The organism is Stenotrophomonas maltophilia, assembly GCF_001676385.1.
GTDB classification, from domain to species: Bacteria; Pseudomonadota; Gammaproteobacteria; order Xanthomonadales; family Xanthomonadaceae; genus Stenotrophomonas; species Stenotrophomonas maltophilia_J.
In genome coordinates this window covers 34,401-55,366 of the sequence record NZ_LYVJ01000017.1, presented here as the reverse complement: position 1 = coordinate 55,366, position 20,966 = coordinate 34,401, and the positions used below count along the sequence as shown (strand labels likewise).

Here is a 20,966-nt window from a genome sequence, read left to right as displayed (position 1 = left end):
CCGGCCCACCCGATGAACCTTCCCCTGCACTTCGGCCTGCTCGGCACCCTGGAAGCCGGCGCCATCGCCCTGCTGGTCGGCCTGCTGGTGTACTTCCTGTGGTCGCGGCTGTGCCGGTTGCTGCACTGGTCGATGGGCCATGCGATCGGCTGGGCGTGTGTCCTGTCGGTGGTGATTTCCGCCGGCATCGATGCATGGAAGCTGTTCTACATGGGCATCGTGCGCCTGGAGTCGCCGCTATATGCACGCCTGTTCCTGGCCACCATCCACGATCCGAATGAACTCGGCAGCCGCGTTGTGCTGGAAATGGCCGGTGCGCTGGCGGGCGTCGCACTGGGATGGGTGTTGTTCAGTTCGCGCTCATCGGGGAAAACCGTCGACTGACACCGGTTTTTCGTTCGCTCCGGGTTAAATCCTGCTGCGCTGAATGCGCAGCTTATGCGCCGCTCACTTGACGCTAACCACTGCGCTAATGCATGCGTGGCGGCGAATGGTTAATCGTGCGTGTTGATGCCGGTCGCGGCGCAAAACCGGTTCAGAAAGGCGGTGGCAGGGTAGGTGCCGTGCGGAAACAACTCGCCGCGCAACACACCACCCAATCGGTAGGAGACACCCCTGATGACTATTCGCAACCGCAAGCCCCTGATCGCCCTGATCGTCGCCGCCGGCAGCGTGCTGGCCATCCCGGCGATGGCCCAGTCGGCCAAGCAGCAGGCCGCGCAGGCGCAGAACGAGGCCGCGCAGGCCCAGCAGTCAGCGGCACAGGCCGGCCAGGCGGCTGACCAGGCGAGCAATGCCGCCGCCGCGGCATCGGCACAGGCCAATGGCGGTGGCCAGACCTGGGCCAGCATCGATACCGATGGCAACGGCACCATCAGCAAGTCCGAGGCACAGGTGAATGCCGGCCTGGCCCAGGTGTTCGACCAGGCCGATACCAACAAGGACGGCGAGCTGAGCGCCGATGAGTACAAGGCCTACGTGGCCGCCCAGCAGGCCGGCGCCGGTGGCGCGGCGCAGGGCGCACAGGGCAGGTAATTCCTGCATCGGGGCGTATGGGAACCCGGGCGGCTGCGGCCGCCCGGGTTTTTTTCGACGCCATGGCCCCTGTATCCTTGGGCGATGAACACCTCCACGCCTGCGCCCTCGCGCTCCATCGGCCTGGTCGGTTTTGACGGTGACGATACGCTGTGGAAGAGCGAGGATTATTACCGCAAGGCCGAGCAGGACTACCTTGACCTGCTGTCGCGCTATGTCGACGTGCATGACAGCCAGACCGCGCGCCATCTGCTGGAAGTGCAGCAGCGCCACCTGGGCACCTTCGGCTACGGCGTGAAGAGCATGACGCTGTCGATGATCGAGGCGGCCATCGACATCACCGGCCAGCGCATCGAAGCGAAGGACATCCAGCGCATCCTCGATATCGGCCACGCGACCCTGCGCCACCCGGTCGAGCTGATCGAGGGTGTGCGTGAAGCGGTGTCGGCCATTTCCGAGCACTACCCGGTGGTGCTGATCACCAAGGGCGACCTGTTCCACCAGGAAGCGAAGATCAAGGTCGCCAACCTCGCCGAACTGTTCCCGCGCATCGAGATCGTTTCCGAGAAGGATCCGGAAACGTACGCCCGCGTGCTGGCCGAGTTCGACCTGCCGATGGAGCGCTTCGTCATGGTCGGCAACTCACTGCGTTCGGATATCGAGCCGGTGGTCACGCTCGGTGGCTGGGGTGTGCACACCCCTTACGCGGTGACCTGGGCACACGAGACCCAGCATGGCGTGGCCGACGATGAGCCGCGCATGGTCACCGCCGATACCGCCCACGACTGGCCGGCCGCGCTGGCCGCGATCGAGGCCAAGGCCGCCGCGGCGGCCTGACAGGGCCCGTCCGCTGCGGCAGAATCGGGTCATGAACCACCGACTGCGCGCGCTGATGTTGTCCCTGCTGCTGGCGCCGGCCACCGTGCTGGCGCAGCAGACGGCCGAACGATCGGCCGCCTATGAGGTGGGCACCGGCGACCGCTGGGTCGATGCCCAGCTGCGCGACATCAACCATTACGCCGAGCGCTACCCCGACGCCTTCCTCGACGAGGTGTCGCGCTACGCCGGCGTACCGCGCGGTTACATCAGTGCGTTGTTCACCACCCATGGCTGGCAGGCCGGGGACATCTACTTCGCCTGCTTCTGGGCCAAGGCCAGCGGCCAGACCTGCCGCGACAGCGTGCGCGCCTTCAGCGAGGACCCGGCAGGCGGCTGGGAAGCGGTGGTGAAGCGCATGCCGGTAAAGCCGGACAACCTGCATTACCGCGCGCTGCGCCATGCCATCGTGGCCAGCTATGGGCACTGGGACCGTCCGATCACCCTGGACGCCACGTTGAAGCGCCAGCTCAACCGGTAGTGCCGGCCGCCGGCCGGCAACCTCGGGGTACCTGCTTGCAGCGGTTGCCGGCCAGCGGCCGGCACTACCGATTTCCTTCATGTTGCTCTGCATATCGCTCCGGCCGCGCGCTCCGGCGACAATACGGCTTCTCGCCGTTCCCCGTTCCCGTAATCGAGTGACTGATGAGTGCCTCTTTCGTTTCGCCCGATGTGATCCGCCGGCTGTTCGCACAGGCCATGTCCCGCATGTACCGCACCGAAGTGCCCTTGTACGGCACGCTGGTGGAACTGGTGGAGCGGATCAACGCGCAGGTGCTGGCGCAGGACGCGGCCCTGGCCGCGCAGCTGCAACGCAATGACGAGCGCGCGCGCCTGGACGAGGAACGCCACGGCGCGATCCGGGTCGGCACCGCGCAGGAACTGGCCACGCTGCGCCGCCTGTTCGCGGTGATGGGCATGTACCCGGTCGGCTACTACGACCTGTCGGTCGCGGGCGTGCCGGTGCATTCCACCGCGTTCCGGCCGCTGACCGGCGCCGCGCTGGCGCAGAACCCGTTCCGTGTGTTCACCTCGTTGCTGCGCCTGGAGCTGATCGAAGACGAGGCCTTGCGTGCCGAGTCGGCGAAGATCCTGGCACGCCGCCGCATCTTCACCGACGGCGCACTGGCGCTGATCGAGCAGGCCGAGCGTGACGGCGGCCTGTCGCAGGCCGATGCCGGGCGCTTTGTCGATGAAGCATTGGAAACGTTCCGCTGGCATGGTGACGCCACCGTCGACCTGCCGACGTACCAGGCCCTGCACGATGCGCACCGGCTGATCGCCGACGTGGTCAGCTTCCGTGGCCCGCACATCAACCACCTCACGCCACGCACGCTGGATATCGATGCCGCGCAGGCGGCGATGATCGAACATGGCATGGCGGCCAAGGCGGTGATCGAAGGCCCGCCGCGCCGCGCCTGCCCGATCCTGTTGCGCCAGACCAGCTTCAAGGCGCTCGAAGAGCCCGTGCACTTCCCGGACGAGGACGGCGGCGATGCGGGTACCCATACCGCGCGCTTCGGCGAGATCGAACAACGCGGCCTGGCGCTGACCCCGAAGGGCCGCGCGCTGTACGACCAGCTGCTGGCGCAGGCGCGCGATACCGACGGTGCCGGCAGTACCGGTGGCGACTATGGCCAGCGCCTGCAGGCGGTGTTCGCCAGTTTCCCGGACGACCATGACACGCTGCGCCAGGAAGGCCTGGGGTATTACCGCTACCAGCTGACCGACGCCGGCCGTGCCGCGCCGGAACGCGTGGCCGACCTGCCGGCCGAAGTGCTGGTCGCTGCCGGCTTGGCCACGGCTGATCCCATCGTCTATGAGGATTTCCTGCCGGTCAGTGCCGCAGGCATTTTCCAGTCGAACCTGGGCGGCGAAGAACAGCGTGCGTATGCCGCGCAGGCCAACCGCGAAGCCTTCGAGCAGGCGCTGGGCGTGGCCGTGAACGACGAGTTCGAGATCTACGAGCGGCTGCAGGCCGAATCACTGGCGGCGCTGCGTACAGCTTGAAGGAGTGTCCGTGCCTGGGGGCAGGACCCTGCCCTTGTAGAGCCGAGCCATGCTCGGCTGCACTGGGATGGAGAGTCGAGCATGGCTCGACTCTACAGAAGCGGGCCTCACCCCTTCATCGTGCCCGTGTCCAGCCAGCGCTGGTGCCACGACAGTGCTTCGGGCAGCAGGTGCGGGGTGTGCTTGCCGTAGCTTTCGTGGCTGGCGCGGTCGAAGTAGTCCTGCAGCTGCGCGCGGAAATCCGGATGCGCGCAGTTGTCGATCAGCACCTGCGCGCGCCTGCGCGGGGTCAGGCCGCGCAGGTCGGCCAGGCCCTGTTCGGTAACGATCACCGACACGTCGTGCTCGGTGTGGTCGACATGGCTGGCCATCGGCACGATCGCCGAGATGGTGCCGTTCTTGGCCGTGGACGGGCTAAGGAACGCCGACAGGAAACCGTTGCGGGCAAAGTCACCCGAGCCGCCGATGCCGTTCATGATCCGCGTGCCCATCACGTGCGTCGAATTGACGTTGCCGTAGATGTCCACCTCGATCATGCCGTTCATGCCGATGCAGCCCAGGCGGCGCACCAGTTCCGGATGGTTGGAGATCTCCTGCGTGCGCATGATGATGCGCTCGCGGTAGAAATCGATGTTCTGCTTGAACGCTTCGTTGGCCTGCGGGCTCAGCGCGAAGCCGGTGCATGAGGCGTAGCTCAGCACGCCGTCACGCAGCAGGTCGAGCATGCCGTCCTGGATCACCTCGGTGAACGCGGCGAGGTCGCGGAAACCGCTCCTGGCCAGGCCGGCCAGCACCGCGTTGGGGATGTTGCCCACGCCCGACTGCAGCGGCAGCAGGTTCGGCGGCAGGCGGCCCTTCTTCACCTCGTGCTTGAGGAACTCGATCAGGTGCGAGGCGATCTGTTCGCTGGTGGCGTCGATCGGGCTGAACGGGCTGTTGCGGTCTGGCCCGTTGGTACGCACCACGGCCACGATCTTGTCCGGGTCGCAGCGCAGCGCGGTATCACCGATTCGATCGTTGGCGTTCACCAGCGGAATCGGCTTGCGGTGCGGTGGCAGCGCGGTGCCGTAGTAGATGTCATGCATGCCGTCGACGCCGGCCGGCTGCCATTCGTTGACCTCGACGATCACCTTCTTCGCCAGGTCCAGCCAGGTCTTGTTGTTGCCCACCGACGTGGACGGCACCAGCGAACCGTCCTCGCGGATGGCCGAGACCTCGATCACGGCAGTATCGATCTCGCCGTAGAAACCGAACCACACGTGCTGGGCGACGTGGCTCAGGTGGATGTCGATGTAGTCCAGCTTGCCGGCGTTGATGCGGTTGCGCGCATCCGGATCGCTCTGGAACGGCATGCGCATGGCGATGCCATCGGCCTTGGCCAGCGCGCCATCGAGTTCCGGCGCGGTGGAGGCGCCGGTCATCAGCTTGATCTGGAAGGGTTGGCCCTGGGCGTGCACTGCCTCGATGCGGCGGGCCAGCTCCACGGGAACGGCCTTGGGATACCCGGAGCCGGTAAAGCCGCTCATGGCCACGGTTTCACCGGGCTGGATCAGCGCGGCTGCGGCCTCGGCGGAGACCACGCGGTCACGAAGACGCGCGTTGGCGATGCGATCAACAGACATGACGACAGTGTTTCTGGGGGGAATCCCGATTATCGGCCATCCTCATCCGTACGGGGGGTTCTACCTTCGTGGAATGGCTTTTCCCTGGCGGAGGCACCCATACCCACCGGTTCTGTTTTGCAGTGCAGCGTGCAAAGTGCTTTCGCAGCCCGCACGATGGCTCCGCATCCCGACGTGGGGGAGGGAGCAGAGCCCGCTGGCAGTTCGCTGCAAGCGGGCTTTTTTATTGCCTGTCGCCCAGTATGAATACGCGCACATGGCGCGGGGTCGGAGCCTCTTGCCACAGGCAAAAGGCTCTGACCCAACTGCGGCATTCCTGGGGTCAAAGCCCTTTGCCCAGGGCAAAAGGGATCTGGCCCCGGCCGGTCGATACAATCCGTCCATGACCCTTGCCCCCGCAGACCTGCCCGCCACCCTGCAGCCCCTTGTAGACCGCGCCCTGGCGCGCCTGGCGCAGGTCCTGCCCGGGCCCATCCCGGCAGACCTTCTGCCGTTGCTGACCCGGCTGGCGGTGGCCAGCGACTTCGCCCTCGACACCCTGGTACGCCAACCCGCGTTGCTGGCCCAGCTGGCCGCCCCCGAGTGCCCGCCGGTCCCCGCGCCCGTGCTTGACCCCCAGCAGCCCAGCGACTGGCCAGCGCAGCTGCGGCGGTGGCGTGCGGCGATGTCCACGCGGCTGGTCTGGCGCGACCTGGCCGGGCTGGATGACGTGGTGCAGACCCTGGCCGGCGCGACCCGCCTGGCGGAGGACTGCCTGCGGCTGGCGCTGGATGCCCTGCAGCAGGAGTTCGCCCAGCGCCACGGCGTTGTCCGCGACGGGGACGGGACCGCGCAGCAGCTGGTGGTGTTCGGCCTCGGCAAGCTCGGCGGCGGCGAGCTTAACTTCAGCTCTGATATCGACCTGGTCTACGCCTATCCGCACAGCGGCGAATCGGACGGACCGCGCGCGCTGGCCGCCGAGGAGTACTTCGCCCGCCTGGGCCAGCGCCTGGCCAAGCTGCTGGACGAAACCACCGTCGATGGCTTCAGCCACCGCGTCGACCTGCGCCTGCGCCCGTTTGGCAGTGCCGGCCGGGTCGCGCTGTCGTTCGCCGCGATGGACCAGTATTTCCAGCGCGAGGGCCGCGACTGGGAGCGCTATGCCTGGCTGAAGGCGCGCGCGGTGGCCGGTGATATCGACGCCGGTGAAACCTGGCTGCAGACCCTGCGCCCGTTCGTGTACCGCCGCTACCTGGATTTCACCGCGCTTGATGGCCTGCGCGAGATGAAGGCCGCGATCAGTGCCGAGGTCGCGCGCCGCGAACTGCACGAAGACATCAAGCGCGGTGCCGGCGGCATCCGTGAAATCGAGTTCCTGTGCCAGGCGTTGCAGCTGATCCGCGGTGGCCGTGAACCGGCACTGCGCGAGCGCCGCCTGCTGGTGGCATTGGATGCACTGGTCGCCGCCGGGCAGATCGCGCCAGAGGATGGCAGCGCGCTGCGCGAGGCCTATTTGTTCCTGCGGCGCCTGGAAAACCGCCTGCAGATGCTGCGTGACGCGCAGACCCACGTGCTGCCCAGCGATGCGCTGGATCGCGAGCGCATCGCCCTCGGCCTTGGCTACCCGGACTGGCAGGTGCTGCGCACAGCGCTGGCCGAACAGCAGCAGCGGGTCAGCATCGAATTCGCCGCACTGCTGGCCCCGCGCAAAGGCCAGGCCGCGCCCGACGCACTGGCCAATTACTGGCGCAGCCTGCCCGAGGGCAGCAATGCACCGCTGTTGGCCGAAGCCGGTTTCCTCGATGCGGGTGGCGCCGACCAGTCGCTGCGCGATTTCGCCCAGGGCAGTGGCGTGAAGTCACTCTCCGATGCCGCGCGCGCGCGGCTGGATCGCGTGCTGCCGGCGTTGCTGCACGCCGCCACGCGTTCGCCGCAGCCGGATGCCGCGCTCAGGCGCGTGCTCGGCCTGCTGCAGGCGGTGCTGCGCCGGACCAGCTATCTGGCCCTGCTGGACGAACAACCCAGCGCACTGGCGCGGCTGGTGGACGTGCTGGCACGCAGTGCGCTGCTGGCCGAGCGCCTGGCGGCGTATCCGCTGCTGCTGGACGAACTGCTGGATGTGCGCGTGTCCGGGCCGATGCCCGATGCGCCCGGCATGCTGGCCGAGTGCCAGCAGGTGCTGGCAGTGGAAGATCCCGAGTCCGCCCTGCGCTGGCTCAACGAGACCCGACTGGCGCTGAGTTTCCGCATGGCAATGGCCACGCTGGACGGGCGCCAGGGCGCGGTGGACAGCACCCGGCAACTGGCCGAGTTGGCGCAGGCGGTGGTGGTGACCGTGCTGGCGATGGCCGAGGCGGACATGCGCACCGCACATGGCGGGATTCCCGGCGGGCGCTTCGCGATCATCGGCTACGGCAGCCTGGGCGGTCTCGAACTGGGCTTCGGCTCCGATCTGGACCTGGTGTTCCTGCACGACAATCCCGCGGGCGTGGACGCCAGCGATGGCGCGCGACCGCTGGAACCGGGGCGCTGGTACGCGCGCCTGGCGCAGAAGGTGATGGCGCTGCTGGGTGCGGTTACGGCGGCCGGTCGGTTATACGACATCGACGTGCGCCTGCGCCCGGACGGTGGCAAGGGATCGTTGGTGTCTTCGCTGGCCAGCTATACCGAGTACCAGCGTGAGCGCGCGTGGACCTGGGAGCACCAGGCGCTGGTGCGCGCACGTGGCGTGGCCGGCGATGCCAGCCTGCTGGCCGATTTCGAGCAGGTCCGCGCGCAGACGCTGGGGCGCGAACGCGATCCGGCCACGTTGTATGCCGACGTGCTGAAGATGCGTGGCCGCATGCGCGCCGAGCTGGACCGCAGCGACGCAGCGCGGCTGGACCTCAAGCAGGGCGCCGGCGGAGTGGTGGACCTGGAATTCCTGCTGCAGACCGGCGTGCTGGCCCGCGGCGCGCAGCATGCGGCAGTACTGCAGCCACGTGATACGCCATCTTTGATCGATGCGTTGGCCGCCGCCGGCTTCCTGCCCGACGATACGGCGCAGGCACTGCATGCCGCGCATGCAACCCTGCTGGACGTGGGCCTGGCCTGCACGCTGGATCGGCGCCCGCGATTGGCACCGACCACGCCGGTGATTGAAGAGGCGTGTGCAGCGATTACGGCGGCGTGCAGAGCGGCAGAGCTGCCGTTCGCCTGAGTGGCGGATGGCGGAGGACTGCAGTTGGTAGATGCCAATCTTGGTTGGCATGAATGCCAAGCGCCAACCAAGGTTGGCGACTACCGGATCAATGGCCCTGCGATGCCCCGCTCCTGGTAGGTGCCGACCGTTGGTCGGCACAATCTGTCGGCAGCGATGAGTTCTGCAGGGCGTGCCGACCAACGGTCGGCACCCACCGGATCAATGGTCCTGCGATGGCCCGCCGTTGGTAGATGCCAACCTTGGTTGGCATGAATGCCAAGCGCCAACCAAGGTTGGCGACTACCGGATCAATGGCCCTGCGATGCCCCGCTCCTGGTAGGTGCCGACCGTTGGTCGGCACAATCTGTCAGCGGTAATGAACTCCGATGGAGCGTGCCAACCAAGGTTGGCACCCACCAGGGCAATGGCGGTCAGCTGGCCGCGCGCAGCGGCGCCATCTTCCACAGCAGCGCGCGGAACGGCGCCAGCAGGCAGACACCGATCGCCAGCTTCACCGCCAGGTCGCCGGCTGCCCAGCTCACCCACGGCAGGCTGGAACCGGCAAACGCGATCGACCAGAAGATCGTGGTATCCACCGTCGCGCTGCAGGTGGTGGCCACCATCGGTGCGCGCCACCAGCTGCCACGGCGCAGGCGGTCGAACACGGTGATGTCCAGCAGCTGGGCGACGATGAACGCCGAGCACGAGGCAATGGCGATGCGCGGTGTCGCCACCCAGATCGACAGCAGTACCGCGACCGCAAAACCCGTCCACGCCACGTGGCGGGCCGGGCCGGGCCCGAAGCGGCGATTGATCAGGTTGCTGACCAGGAACGCCACCGGATAACTGAAGGCGCCCCAGGTCAACCAATCATTGATCGGGTATTGCACCAGTACGTTGGACAGCAGCACCACTGCGCCCATCGCCAGCACCGACAGCACCCGTGCGCGTGCGGTCAGCGGAGCAAACACAGGGGAAGGACGCGCGGACATGGCGAGCCAGGAGGAATGAGGGATGGCGCATTATCCGCCCGGCCCGCGGCAAAACCAAAACCGGTCGTTCAGCTTTGCAGGGCTTCACTCATCATGTCGCCCGCCGCATGGTGGTGGGCCGCTGGGCGGCCAGTGTTTTCGCGCCGCGCCTTGTTCAAGCCCGCGTGTTCGCGGTGCGTCTCCACCGGCGGCTGGCATTCATGGTGCAAGACCCAGCCGCGCCGTCACTTCCGTGGCGATGCGCGTGGTTTCGCGCAGCGGTTCGATGCGGTCGTAGTGCCAGTCCAGCCATCGTGGCTGCAGGCGGCCGCGCTCGCGCAGCTGCTGCTGGAACCGCGCCAGCCGGCCCTGCGCGGTATCGGCCAGCGCCACCATCACCGGCATGCGCGTGGCGCAGGCCTCGGAAAGCAGATTCACCGAATCCGGCGAGACCACCACGCGGTTGGCCCATCCGAGCAGCCCGCCATAGGGATTCACGCCGTCGCCGCCATCGCCCCAGATCACATGCGGCAGATCGGCGAAGGTGGCGCGCAGGATTTCGGCCAGTGCGGGTGGAGTGCGCCGCGAGGTCGTCGCCAGCAGGCTGCCGCCTTCGCTGCGGATCCGCTCGGCCAGCGCCTGGAACACGCCGACCATCGCCGCCGGGTCCCAGGGCGCCAGCGCCGTCGGCCCGCCCACCAGCAGTGCCGTACGCGGGCCCGGCAGGGTACTGAAGCCGGCGAACGCGGCGCGGCCCCAGGCCAGCCAGTCGTCGTCCACGGGGTTGAGGCTGCCGATCAGGGTCAGCACATTGCTGCCGCGCAGCTGGTCGTGCTCGGGCACCACGACGACGTCCCAATGGCGCGCGCCGATGCGCGGGTCGAGGATCTGCACTACCTGGCTGCCGCGCGCGCGCAACACGCGCAGCGCGCCGGCGGCCTGGCGCCCGCAGCCGATTGCCAGCGCCGGCGCCTCGTCGGCCAGTGACGCAAAGGCCTCACCGTAGCCGTTCACATCGCCCGGCAGGCGGCGCGGCGACAGCCAGCGCCAGGGCGCGCGCGGTTGCAGGACCAGGGGCCGATGCGTGCCCCGGCGCAGCGCCGCGGCCAGCGCGACCGCCTGGCGGACATTGCCCGCACGGCCATCCGTGATCGTCCAGGGCGCGCTCGATCGTTTCACCATTGGCATTAATTCGTTTCAGCTCTGCTGGGTGTTGCAACAGTCGCGACACTCTACACTGCGGCTCGTCGTTTCGCCCTGCGCCCCTGCGGGCCATGACTTCCCTTAGCCGCCCTGGAGATCCATCGATGTCCCACGCGCTCGACGCTGCCGCCCTCGACCAGCTGTTCCGTACCGCCCGCACCCAGAATGCCTTCCTCGACACGCCGGTGCCGGACAGCCTGCTGAAGGAGCTGTACGAGCTGGTGAAGTGGGGACCGACCGCGGCCAACACCACGCCGGCCCGCTTCGTCTTCGTGAAGTCGAAGGAGGCCAAGGAGAAGCTGGCCCCGGCGCTGTCCGAAGGCAACCTGGCCAAGACCATGGCTGCGCCGGTCACGGTCATCATCGGCTTCGACCTGGACTTCCACGAGAAGCTGCCGTACCTGTTCCCTCACACCGATGCCAAGGCCTGGTTCGACGGTCCGCAGGAAGGCCGCCACGAAGCCGCCATCCGCAACGGCAGCCTGCAGGGCGCCTACCTGATCCTGGCCGCGCGCGCGCTGGGCCTGGATGCCGGCCCGATGTCCGGCTTCGACCCGGCCAAGGTCGACGAAGCGTTCTTCGCCGGTACCTCCATCAAGTCGAATTTCCTGGTCAACCTGGGTTACGGTGACCCGGCGGGCCTGTTCCCGCGCCTGCCGCGCCTGTCGTTCGACGAAGCGGCGCGCATCGCGTAAGCCGCTGTATCGGTTCCGGGCCCGCTGCCCCGCGGCGGCCCATTGCTGCACCGTGTGTACCCACCCTACGATCCGGAGAGTTCCTCAGATGAGCGCCACCCGTAAACTGCTGCTGCCGCTGGCCCTGACCCTGGCCATTGCCGCCTGCTCCAAGCCGGCCGACACCGCTGCCCCGGCCGCGGATGCCGCCACCCCGGCCACCACCGAGCAGGCCGCCGCCCCGGCCGCCGATGCCGCCGCTGCCGCGCCGGCCGCCGAAGCGATCACCATCGCCTCCGGCACCTACAAGCTGGACCCGAGCCACACCGACGTGCTGGCCCAGTGGAGCCACTTCGGCTTCTCCAACCCGAGCGCGCATTTCGGCAACGTCGAAGGCACCCTGGTGTACGACGCCGCCGACGTCACCAAGTCCACCGTCGAAGTGAAGCTGCCGCTCAGCGGCCTGAACAGCTTCACCGCCAAGTTCGACGAGCACCTGAAGAGCGCCGATTTCTTCGACGCTGCCAAGTTCCCGACCGCCTCGTTCAAGAGCACCAAGGTGGAATCGGCCGGCACCAACAAGCTGACCGTCACCGGTGACCTGACCATCAAGGACATCACCAAGCCGGTCACCCTGGACGTCACCATCAATGGCGGCGGCGAGCATCCGATGGCCAAGGTCCCGGCCGCTGGCTTCGATGCCACCACCACCCTCAAGCGCAGCGATTTCGGTGTCGGCGCCTACGCCCCGAACGTCAGCGATGAAGTGAAGATCCGCATCACCACCGAAGCCACCGGCGAAAAGCCGGCCGCGTGATGCACCCAGCTCACTCGTCGTGAGAAGGCAGGAGGCCCGCTGGAAAGCGGGCCTTCTTTTTGGGCTCTGCATGCGAGGTGCCCGATGCCGATGGGGTTGCCGGCCAGCGGCCGGCACTATCCGGTAGGTGCCAACCGGCATCTGGTGGGTGCGGACCGTTGGTCCGCACGATCCCTCAGCGCAACGCGCCCAACCAAACCCCGCACGCCTCGCTCGGGCTCTGCTTCGCCTTCACCGCCAGCCCGCTTGCCCGCACGAAGGCCTGCGCGGCCTGCGCCACTACCTGGCGTGCGATCAGCGCCGCCTGCCTGGTGGCAGCCTGCTGCTTGCGCAGCTGCACGATGTGCACCGACGGGCGGCCTGCCGGCGCGTACTTCTGGTCGCGGCGCAAGACGTCGGCCACCTGCGCCACTTCGTAGTCGGCCTGCAACAGGCGGTGCTGTGCGTCCACCAGATCACGCAGCGGCGCGCGCAATGCAGCCGGGGTGGCAAAAGCAGCCAGCGCGGCATCGCAGGCCGCGTCATCGGCGAAGCGGATACGCAGCGCATCCACGCCGGCCAGGGTCAATCTGCCCATGTGGGCCTCGTCGCTGCGGGAAAGGAGCGCGATTGTCGCACTGCTTGCCAGCTGATGCGTCGAACCGGGCGGCGGAATCCCTGTAGAGCCGAGCCCATGCTCGGCTCAACGCGCGCAGCGCGATGGTTCTCCGATGGCGGAACGAAGAGCAGCCGAGCGTGGGCTCGGCTCTACATAGTCAAAGGCGTGCGGGCCAACGGCCCGCACGCACCGGCGGCCCGGTCAATCGCCGTCGGTTTCGTCCGGGTGCGCCTTCCAGTAGCCGGTCGAGCGGATCCAGTCGCGTGGCACGCCCAGGTGGCCTTCGATGAACTTGCGCATCATCCGTGCGCGACGCGATTCGGTGGCGATCCAGTAGAAGGTGTCGCCCTCCGGGACCTCGAAGTCGGTCAGCATGTCTTCCAGCAGCGTGCTGCTGGCCGCCGGGAAACCATTGCGCTCCAGCCAGTGGATGCGCACGTTCTCGTACTGCGGCAGGTCCTGGCGCTCGGCTTCATCGCTCACTTCGATGAAGGCCTGCACTTCGGCGCCCTCCGGCAGCACGTCCAGCCAGCGGGCGATGGCCGGCAGCGCGGTTTCATCGCCGATCAGCACATACGCGTCGTAGCTGTCGGCCACCACGAACGAACCGCGCGGGCCGCCGATCACCAGCGTATCGCCCGGCTGCGCACGCTCGGCCCATGGACCGGCAATGCCCTGGTCGTGCAGCACGAAGTCGATGGCCAACTCGCCGCGCTCGTGGTCCCACCAGCGTGGCGTGTAGTCCCGGGCCGGCGAGGGCTCCTTGCCCTGCGGGTAGCTGCGGCCTTCGGCGGTCAGCACCGGCAGCACCGTCTCGCCGCTGCTGTTGGGGAAGAACAGCTTGATGTGGTCATCGGCACCCGGCGAATCGAAGCCGGCCAGATCGTCGCCGCCCAGCACCACGCGGCGCATGTGCGGGGTGACGTCCTCGGTGCGCAGCACGGTCAGTTCGCGGAAGCGCACATCCAGGCGCAGGCGCGTGTTGTTGTGTTCGGTCATGGCAGTACCTGTAAAGGTGTCGCGCGCGGGGCGCGGCGTAGGGGAGGACCTGGCGGGCGTCAGTCTGGCTGGGTCGTTGAAAGGGTCGGGTTCTGGCTACCGGCATTGCCGTTGAGCAGCGCCGAGGCCCGCATCAGCAGCGCCGCCACTTCGTCCGCTTCGCCCTCGGTCCAGCGCCCGTGGTGGTGCACCAGCGCCTGCTTGAACTCGCGCAGGGCGCTGGCCAGCGGCTGCGGCAGCGACGCCTTGGTGATCTCGCGGGCACGGTCGAAGGCGCGGCGCTGCGCCAGGCGCACCTGCGGGCGTTGCACCTTCAACTCGAATTCGCCCGCCGCCGTGATGCGGAAGATGCGGCGCCCCTCCACTTCCTCGGCCTGGATCCAGCCGGCCTGCTCGAAGCTGGCCAGCAGCGGGTACATCGTGCCGGCGCTGGGCGTGTAGGCCTGCATGAACTGGCTGCTGATCAGCTGCATCAGCTCGTAGCCGTGGCGCGGCTGCTCACCGATCAGGGACAGCACCAGCAGGCGCAGGTCACCCCGGCTCAGCACCCGTGGCTGGCCATGGCGCCGGGGTACCGCAGCATCGGTGGAAGGGGTTCTGCGGGAAGGGGAACGGCTCATTTCGATATATCGGTAACGAGTGCGCAAACGATATATCGATAGGCCGGTGCCGGCAATCACCGATCCGGCCACACGCAGGGGTGTTTTGGGCCATGAGCATGAAAAAAGGGCGCCCCTTGCAGGGCGCCCCGGCAACAACTGTGGAAGGGAGCAACGGCCGGTCGAGGCCAGGACTCCCTGCCAGCTTGAGTGCCCGCCGAGGGCACCTCCAGTGCCAGACGCGACATGTTGCCGCCGGTTCAGTGCCCCGCCCCGGAGACGGCCGACCCCGTCACCCGGGTCGCCCTGCTACGGTCATCGATCGCAGTAACACTGCGTCCTGCGCATGGGCGCAGCGGGCCGAATGCGACAGCCGCGCGGCGGCCAGAGCGCGCCGCAGTGGCCGGAAACAGGGGCCTGTCCCGCCGCCGGACAGGCCGGGACAGGCCTTGCGGACACTGGCTGCATGCATCCATACGCCAGCGTAGCCAAGTGACGAAAGCCCTTGGTGCGCTACACTTTGCGGTCTAGAAATCTATACAACAGTCGCGCGCGTGCGTGCGGTCATGGGAGCGCTAATGAACTGGTTGAACGAGGTGCTGAATAACGACCCGAATCCTGTGGAAACCCAGGAGTGGATCGAGTCGTTGAAGGCCGTTATTGATGTCGAGGGCCCCGAGCGCGCGCATCAGCTGCTGGAAGGCATGGTGGAACTGACCCGTCGTTCGGGCGCCTACCTGCCGTTCTCTCCCACCACCGAATACGTCAATACCATCGAGCCGCAGTTCGAGGCCAAGAGCCCGGGCAACGCCGAGCTGGAATGGCGCATCCGTTCGATCATCCGCTGGAACGCGATGGCCACCGTGGTGCGCGCCAACCGCAAGCCGGGTGACCTGGGCGGCCACATCGCCTCGTTCGCTTCCGGCGCCACCCTGTACGACGTGGGCTTCAACCACTTCTGGCGCGCCCCCAGCGAAAACCACCCGGGCGACCTGCTGTTCATCCAGGGCCACAGCGCCCCGGGCATCTACGCGCGTTCCTTCTTGGAAGGTCGCATCAGCGAAGAGCAGCTGGACAAGTTCCGCATGGAAGTGGACGGCGGTGGCCTGTCCTCGTACCCGCACCCGTGGCTGATGCCGGACTACTGGCAGACCCCGACCGTGTCGATGGGCCTGGGCCCGCTGGCCGCCATCTACCAGGCGCAGTTCATGCGCTACCTGGAAAACCGTGGCCTGATCGAGAAGTCCGACCGCAAGGTGTGGTGCTTCATCGGCGACGGCGAGAGCGACGAGCCGGAAACCCTGGGTGCCATCGCGCTGGCTGGCCGTGAAGGCCTGGACAACCTGATCTTCGTGGTGAACTGCAACCTGCAGCGCCTGGACGGCCCGGTGCGCGGCAACGGCAAGATCATCCAGGAACTGGAAGGCGTGTTCCGTGGTGGCGGCTGGAACGTCATCAAGTTGCTGTGGGGCGGTTACTGGGATGCCCTGCTGGCCAAGGACACCAACGGCGTCCTGAAGAAGCTGATGATGGAAACCGTCGACGGCGAATACCAGAACTGCAAGGCCTTCGGCGGCGCCTATACGCGCGAGCATTTCTTCGGCAAGTACCCGGAGACCGCCGCGATGGTCGCCGGCCTGAGCGACGACGACATCTGGCGCCTGAACCGTGGTGGCCACGACCCGCACAAGGTGTACGCCGCCTACCACCAGGCCGTGAACACCAAGGGCATGCCGACCGTCATCCTGGCCAAGACCGTGAAGGGTTACGGCATGGGCAGCGCCGGTGAAGCACTGAACCCGACCCACCAGACCAAGAAGCTGGACGACGAAGCGGTGCGCCACTTCCGCGACCGCTTCAACATCCCGGTGACCGACGCGCAGCTGGCCAACGGCCAGGTGCCGTTCTACCACCCGGGCCCGGATTCGCCGGAAGTGCAGTACCTGCAGGAACGCCGTGCCGCCCTGGGCGGTTACCTGCCGCAGCGCCGCCGCAAGGCCGACAAGACTTTCGTGGCGCCGAAGCTGGAAGCCTACGAGCGCCTGCTGAAGAGCAGCGGCGAGCGCACCTACTCCACCACCATGGCGTTCGTGCAGAGCCTGAACATCACCCTGCGCGACAAGGAACTGGGCCCGCACATCGTGCCGATCGTGGCCGACGAAGCCCGTACCTTCGGCATGGAAGGCCTGTTCCGCCAGATCGGCATCTACGCGCCGTTCGGCCAGAAGTACAAGCCGGTGGACGCCGACCAGCTGATGTTCTACCGCGAAGACCAGAGCGGCCAGGTGCTGCAGCAGGGCATCAGCGAGCCGGGCGCCATCGCCTCGTGGATGGCTGCCGGTACCAGCTACTCGGTCAGCAACGTGCCGATGCTGCCGTTCTACATCTACTACTCGATGTTCGGCTTCCAGCGCGTGGGCGACTTGGCATGGCAGGCGGCCGACATGCGTACCCGCGGCTTCCTGCTGGGCGGCACCGCCGGCCGCACCACGCTGAACGGCGAGGGCCTGCAGCACGAAGATGGCTTCAGCCACCTGGTGGCCGGTGGCATCCCGAACGTGCGCAGCTACGACCCGACCTTCGGCTACGAAGTGACGGTGATCCTGCAGCACGGCACCAAGCGCATGATGGAAGACCAGGTGGACGAGTACTACTACGTCACCCTGATGAACGAGAACTACAGCCACCCGGACATGCCGGAAGGCGCGGCCGAAGGCATCGTCAAGGGCATGTACCTGCTGACCGACGCCGGCAAGCCGAAGAAGGGCGAGCTGCGCGTGCAGCTGCTGGGTTCGGGCACCATCCTGCGCGAAGCCATTGCCGCCGCCGAGCTGCTGGACAAGGACTTCGGCGTGACCGCCGACATCTGGAGCTGCCCGAGCTTCAACGAACTGCGCCGCGATGGTTTCGACGTGGAGCGTGCCAACCGCCTGCATCCGGAAGGTGAGCAGCGCAAGGCCTACGTGACCCAGCTGCTGGAAGGCCGCCAGGGCCCGGCGATTGCCGCCACCGACTACGTGCGTGCGTATGCGGACCAGATCCGCGCGTTCGTGCCGATGAGCTACACGGTGCTGGGTACGGATGGGTTTGGTCGCTCGGATACGCGTGCGAACCTGCGCCGCTTCTTTGAGGTGGATCGCTACTACATCGCGCATGCCGCGATTGCGGCGCTGGCGAAGGAAGGGAAGATGACCGCGAAGGATGTGGCCCGGGCGATCAAGCAGTACAAGATTGATCCGGAGAAGGCTAATCCTGTTGGGGTTTGATTCCTGATAGGTGACAGAGAAAGCGGCCCATGTGGCCGCTTTCTTTTTGGCCAGCGGCAATTCGATTCACATGCTCAAGAACGAGATTCTCCGTCCGATACCTGATAAGTTGAACAAACTCAGATCTGGCTTTCGGAGGAAAGGATGTCCGCTAGCATGAGCTTCAAAGATGATGATTGGGGATGCGAGCACATCTCAATGATTGGCGATGATGCGCTGTCCATTATCTCTTGCAAAGTCTCCGTAACAGATCTCACTAAGTTATCTGCAAAACTCACTGAGACAGTTGTCGACACCTCGTGGATGTCGGACCTTGACCAGGGGACTAGACGGGCATATCAGAAAACCGTTGCAGAGACGTCTCGGGTGCTTTGCGAAATATTCAAGAAAGTGCCCAGCTCACCCGTGGCAGAGGACTTCGGGGAGCTTATGGTTTCGATTGGCTCCGCGCGGGCCCTGAAATCGCTATTGGGACACACGGAAGTTCCTCTTGCGGAGCTCTGGAAACCTCAGCTGAAGCAGAACGAGGGCTTCGACTTTCACACCGTCTGCCCAAATGGGTTCCTCAACTTTGGAGAAGCAAAGTACTCGAGGGTGTCCTCACCACACGGCTTGGCGATCTCCCAGGCATCCGATTTTGTTGAGGCAGAGAAGCACTTGAGGGATTATGTTCATCTTTCAAAAATATGCCCCGGCCCGGCGGCGCTTCTTAATGACGACAAATTTGGTGTGGTCGCGGCATTCTCTCTTCTTGGCAAGAATCATGAAGTCATAATGGGGAACGCTCTAAGATCTGCGATCGATTTTTCTAAGTCGAGAGGGATTAAGCAGATTTTCCTGGTGGGGGTGTCTAATGACGCCTGAATCAATTGCGAACGACAAAAATCCGTCAGTAACACTGTCAGCTATTCTTGAACGCCTTCACCAGGTTGGGCCAGACACGCAAGAGAAGCTGGAGGAGATTAGTCTATATCGTGAGTTTCATGAGACTGTCTTCAAGGATTTCGAAGAAGACATCATTGCATCGATGGGGCTGTTCTATAAGCTCGGGGAGCCTAACAGCCTGTACTCCTTTCTGATGTCGCGTATGGGAGAAGCGAACAGAGTGCAGGGAAATCAGGTTCTGACTCCTGTTCAAGCCAGTCTGGTTTCTGCTATACGAAACCATAAGCTGGTTTCAATCTCAGCGCCTACCAGTGCCGGAAAGTCCTACTCAATCCGAGACTTCATATCTCAGGAAAATGGTGACGCGATAATTGTTGTGCCGTCACGTGCCCTAATAGCAGAGTACGTTGGCGCCTTGCGCGAACACTTCGCTCGCGATAAGAAGGTTATGATCATGCCTTTCGTTGATTCGGTGTTCAAGTCAAGAGCGCCGCGGCGAATATTTGTACTTACTCCTGAGCGAGCAAGAGATATATTCGATCCTTTGCTTGATTTAGATATAAAGGTATTCTTTTTCGACGAGGCGCAGGTCTCAGATGAGGGGATGAGGGGGGTGGTCTTCGATCATCTCGTTCGCCGTGTGTCAAAGCATTTTCCTTCTGCAAGGCTAATATTTGCACATCCTTTTGTGAAGAACCCTGAGGCGCAGTTCAAAAAGCATGGGTTCCTAAGTGGTAACGCGTTCTCAAAATCTTACGAGCAGGGTGCGGTCGGGAAGGTGTTCATTCAAAGGCATGGGAATGGATCTGACTACTACTTTAGTCCCTTCTCAAGGCAAGGGGAGCGCCTTCGCGATTGTGTTAAGTTCGAAGGGGATTTTTCGAAGTTCGCGCTCCATTCTGGGAAATCTATACTGGCTTATGTAACAAAGCAGTCAATATACAATGGAAAATTCATTGTGGAGTTCCAGGATTACGTGGATTCCCTTCCTGTTCTAAAGGAGGTGAAGGCGATTTCAATTGTTGACAGCGTCAGGAAGTTGGTCGGGGCTGATCAGGTAAATCATCGATCAAGAATGATAGAGCTTCTCCAAAAGGGCGTTGTGATTCATCATGGATCAGTCCCGCTAGAAGTTAGGTTTCTTCTCGAAGAGTACATTAGATTGGGATATTGCAGGATATGCTTCGCGACTAGTACGCTCGCGCAAGGCGTAAATATGCCCTTCGACGTGGTTTGGCTGAATAGTATGAAGATTCATGCTGAAAATGAAGCGAAGCGATCTCTGGCGTTCAAAAACCTAATTGGTAGGGCCGGGCGATTGTCATCATCGGACAGTTTTGACTACGGATACGTTTACACCAAAAACGCAAAACTATTAATCAAGAGGTTGGAAGATGAATATTCATTGTCTGATCAGTCTTTGATTGAATCCTTAGACGAAGATCGCTCTAGTGAGGATCGGGAGGTAATAGAGGCAATACGAACAGATCAATTCAACGATGACTTGCATATCCGCAGACCAGAGCTGATCGTCTTTCCGGAAGTGCCGCGCTCGGAGCAATGCAGGCCGTTCTTGAGATTCTCTACGTTGATGGAGTTCGCGTAAGAGATGCGCTGAGGGGCGCGGATAAGCGTTCCGAAAGAGCGCAGATTGAGGCGAGTTTGAGGCTTATTTATGAAGCGTATATGGGGCGGCCATTGCTTGAAGGAGAGTACTCCGTTTTTCGGCAAGCAATTTTCATTCTGATTCAGTCTTTCTCCGGGAGAACTTTCAGAGAGATAGTTGGTATGCGGTTCAGTTCGATATCGAGGCGTGATGAGAAAGAAAAGCCCTATGCCGAATTCTCTCAGCCCGCCACCATTCTGCCGGACTCCAATCTCCAGAAGGCGTTTTCACTATTTGAAAGGAATACTCCCAAGGAGAAGGTTAGTTATGATGTTGTAATGTTTGACACGTATGACTACTTGGACAAAGTAATATCATTTTGCCTATTTGATGTTTTTGTTGCTGCGGCTCGAATTTATTACAGAAATACAAAGGATGTCACGGCTCTTAAGTTCATGGAGCTCATTAGATTCGGGACCAATGATAACGTGAATGTCATGTTGATGAGGTATGGGTTTCTGCCCGATCAGATTGAGGAGCTCCTACCGCATGTTGTTAAGGCTGACGAGAATGAGGTTGTCTTCAGATCCAGCATTGAGGGCGTTAGCCAAAAACTAAGGTCGGTATTGGCCTGGTACATGTAAA

General features: G+C 64.4%; 18 protein-coding genes. 12 read left to right on the top strand and 6 right to left on the bottom strand.

The features are described 5' to 3' along the window. Nucleotides 1-12: 12 nt before the first annotated feature. The 5 genes from A9K58_RS18235 to hglS all read left to right on the top strand — a co-directional run bounded on the left by A9K58_RS18235 (nucleotide 13) and on the right by hglS (nucleotide 3,921). A complete protein-coding gene (locus tag A9K58_RS18235) occupies nucleotides 13-384 on the top strand; it encodes a hypothetical protein (protein ID WP_065200684.1) in 372 nt (123 codons plus the stop codon). Nucleotides 385-618: 234 nt separating this feature from the next. Next, the gene (locus A9K58_RS18230) at nucleotides 619-1,035 is read left to right on the top strand and encodes an EF-hand domain-containing protein (protein WP_065200683.1); all 417 of its coding nucleotides are present in this window, start codon (nucleotides 619-621) and stop codon (nucleotides 1,033-1,035) included. 84 nt (nucleotides 1,036-1,119) lie between these two features. Continuing rightward, nucleotides 1,120-1,872 carry an HAD family hydrolase gene (locus A9K58_RS18225; protein WP_065200682.1) on the top strand — a complete coding sequence of 251 codons (753 nt, stop codon included), beginning with the start codon at nucleotides 1,120-1,122 and terminating at the stop codon, nucleotides 1,870-1,872. A 31-nt stretch (nucleotides 1,873-1,903) separates the two neighbouring features. Continuing rightward, on the top strand, nucleotides 1,904-2,392 hold the full coding sequence (locus A9K58_RS18220; protein ID WP_065200681.1) for a hypothetical protein: 489 nt from the start codon (nucleotides 1,904-1,906) through the stop codon (nucleotides 2,390-2,392). 164 nt (nucleotides 2,393-2,556) lie between these two features. Continuing rightward, nucleotides 2,557-3,921, top strand: a complete 1,365-nt coding sequence (gene hglS, locus A9K58_RS18215; protein ID WP_065200680.1) for a 2-oxoadipate dioxygenase/decarboxylase HglS — start codon at nucleotides 2,557-2,559, stop codon at nucleotides 3,919-3,921. Between the two features lie 107 nt (nucleotides 3,922-4,028). Here hglS and A9K58_RS18210 read toward each other — a convergent pair whose 3' ends face one another. Then, nucleotides 4,029-5,543, bottom strand: a complete 1,515-nt coding sequence (locus tag A9K58_RS18210) for an acetyl-CoA hydrolase/transferase family protein (protein WP_065200679.1) — start codon at nucleotides 5,541-5,543, stop codon at nucleotides 4,029-4,031. 382 nt (nucleotides 5,544-5,925) lie between these two features. Between A9K58_RS18210 and glnE the strand changes: the two genes are divergently transcribed. Then, the gene (gene glnE / locus A9K58_RS18205) at nucleotides 5,926-8,721 is read left to right on the top strand and encodes a bifunctional [glutamate--ammonia ligase]-adenylyl-L-tyrosine phosphorylase/[glutamate--ammonia-ligase] adenylyltransferase (RefSeq protein WP_065200678.1); all 2,796 of its coding nucleotides are present in this window, start codon (nucleotides 5,926-5,928) and stop codon (nucleotides 8,719-8,721) included. A gap of 413 nt (nucleotides 8,722-9,134) precedes the next feature. Here glnE and A9K58_RS18200 read toward each other — a convergent pair whose 3' ends face one another. Both A9K58_RS18200 and A9K58_RS18195 read right to left on the bottom strand, forming a co-directional pair. Beyond that, nucleotides 9,135-9,695 carry a queuosine precursor transporter gene (locus A9K58_RS18200; RefSeq protein WP_065200677.1) on the bottom strand — a complete coding sequence of 187 codons (561 nt, stop codon included), beginning with the start codon at nucleotides 9,693-9,695 and terminating at the stop codon, nucleotides 9,135-9,137. 198 nt (nucleotides 9,696-9,893) lie between these two features. Beyond that, on the bottom strand, nucleotides 9,894-10,856 hold the full coding sequence (locus A9K58_RS18195; protein ID WP_065200676.1) for a mitochondrial fission ELM1 family protein: 963 nt from the start codon (nucleotides 10,854-10,856) through the stop codon (nucleotides 9,894-9,896). Nucleotides 10,857-10,981: 125 nt separating this feature from the next. On the opposite strand from A9K58_RS18195, the gene A9K58_RS18190 reads away from it, so the two are divergent. Together A9K58_RS18190 and A9K58_RS18185 are read left to right on the top strand one after the other, a co-directional pair. Further along, the gene (locus A9K58_RS18190; RefSeq protein WP_065200675.1) at nucleotides 10,982-11,572 is read left to right on the top strand and encodes a malonic semialdehyde reductase; all 591 of its coding nucleotides are present in this window, start codon (nucleotides 10,982-10,984) and stop codon (nucleotides 11,570-11,572) included. Between the two features lie 88 nt (nucleotides 11,573-11,660). After that, nucleotides 11,661-12,368 carry a YceI family protein gene (locus A9K58_RS18185; protein ID WP_081284165.1) on the top strand — a complete coding sequence of 236 codons (708 nt, stop codon included), beginning with the start codon at nucleotides 11,661-11,663 and terminating at the stop codon, nucleotides 12,366-12,368. A gap of 175 nt (nucleotides 12,369-12,543) precedes the next feature. Here the strand turns inward: A9K58_RS18185 and A9K58_RS18180 are convergent, their stop codons facing one another. The 3 genes from A9K58_RS18180 to A9K58_RS18170 form a co-directional block, all read right to left on the bottom strand. After that, nucleotides 12,544-12,945, bottom strand: coding sequence for a hypothetical protein (locus tag A9K58_RS18180; protein ID WP_065200674.1), 402 nt, complete (start codon nucleotides 12,943-12,945; stop codon nucleotides 12,544-12,546). A 222-nt stretch (nucleotides 12,946-13,167) separates the two neighbouring features. Next, nucleotides 13,168-13,965: a siderophore-interacting protein gene (locus tag A9K58_RS18175; protein WP_065200673.1), complete on the bottom strand. Its 798-nt coding sequence runs from the start codon at nucleotides 13,963-13,965 to the stop codon at nucleotides 13,168-13,170. A 59-nt stretch (nucleotides 13,966-14,024) separates the two neighbouring features. Further along, complete coding sequence (locus A9K58_RS18170) at nucleotides 14,025-14,585, bottom strand: PadR family transcriptional regulator (protein WP_065200672.1); 561 nt, start codon at nucleotides 14,583-14,585, stop codon at nucleotides 14,025-14,027. 557 nt (nucleotides 14,586-15,142) lie between these two features. On the opposite strand from A9K58_RS18170, the gene aceE reads away from it, so the two are divergent. From aceE to A9K58_RS19745, 4 genes are all read left to right on the top strand, one after another. After that, the gene (gene aceE, locus A9K58_RS18165; RefSeq protein ID WP_065200671.1) at nucleotides 15,143-17,830 is read left to right on the top strand and encodes a pyruvate dehydrogenase (acetyl-transferring), homodimeric type; all 2,688 of its coding nucleotides are present in this window, start codon (nucleotides 15,143-15,145) and stop codon (nucleotides 17,828-17,830) included. A 156-nt stretch (nucleotides 17,831-17,986) separates the two neighbouring features. After that, on the top strand, nucleotides 17,987-18,694 hold the full coding sequence (locus tag A9K58_RS18160) for a hypothetical protein (protein WP_155760544.1): 708 nt from the start codon (nucleotides 17,987-17,989) through the stop codon (nucleotides 18,692-18,694). Beyond that, nucleotides 18,684-20,321, top strand: a complete 1,638-nt coding sequence (locus A9K58_RS18155; protein ID WP_196769214.1) for a DEAD/DEAH box helicase — start codon at nucleotides 18,684-18,686, stop codon at nucleotides 20,319-20,321. Before A9K58_RS18160 ends, A9K58_RS18155 begins: the two co-directional genes overlap by 11 nt. Continuing rightward, the gene (locus A9K58_RS19745; protein ID WP_196769213.1) at nucleotides 20,276-20,965 is read left to right on the top strand and encodes a hypothetical protein; all 690 of its coding nucleotides are present in this window, start codon (nucleotides 20,276-20,278) and stop codon (nucleotides 20,963-20,965) included. The genes A9K58_RS18155 and A9K58_RS19745 overlap by 46 nt, the downstream gene beginning before the upstream one ends. Nucleotide 20,966 lies beyond the last annotated feature (1 nt).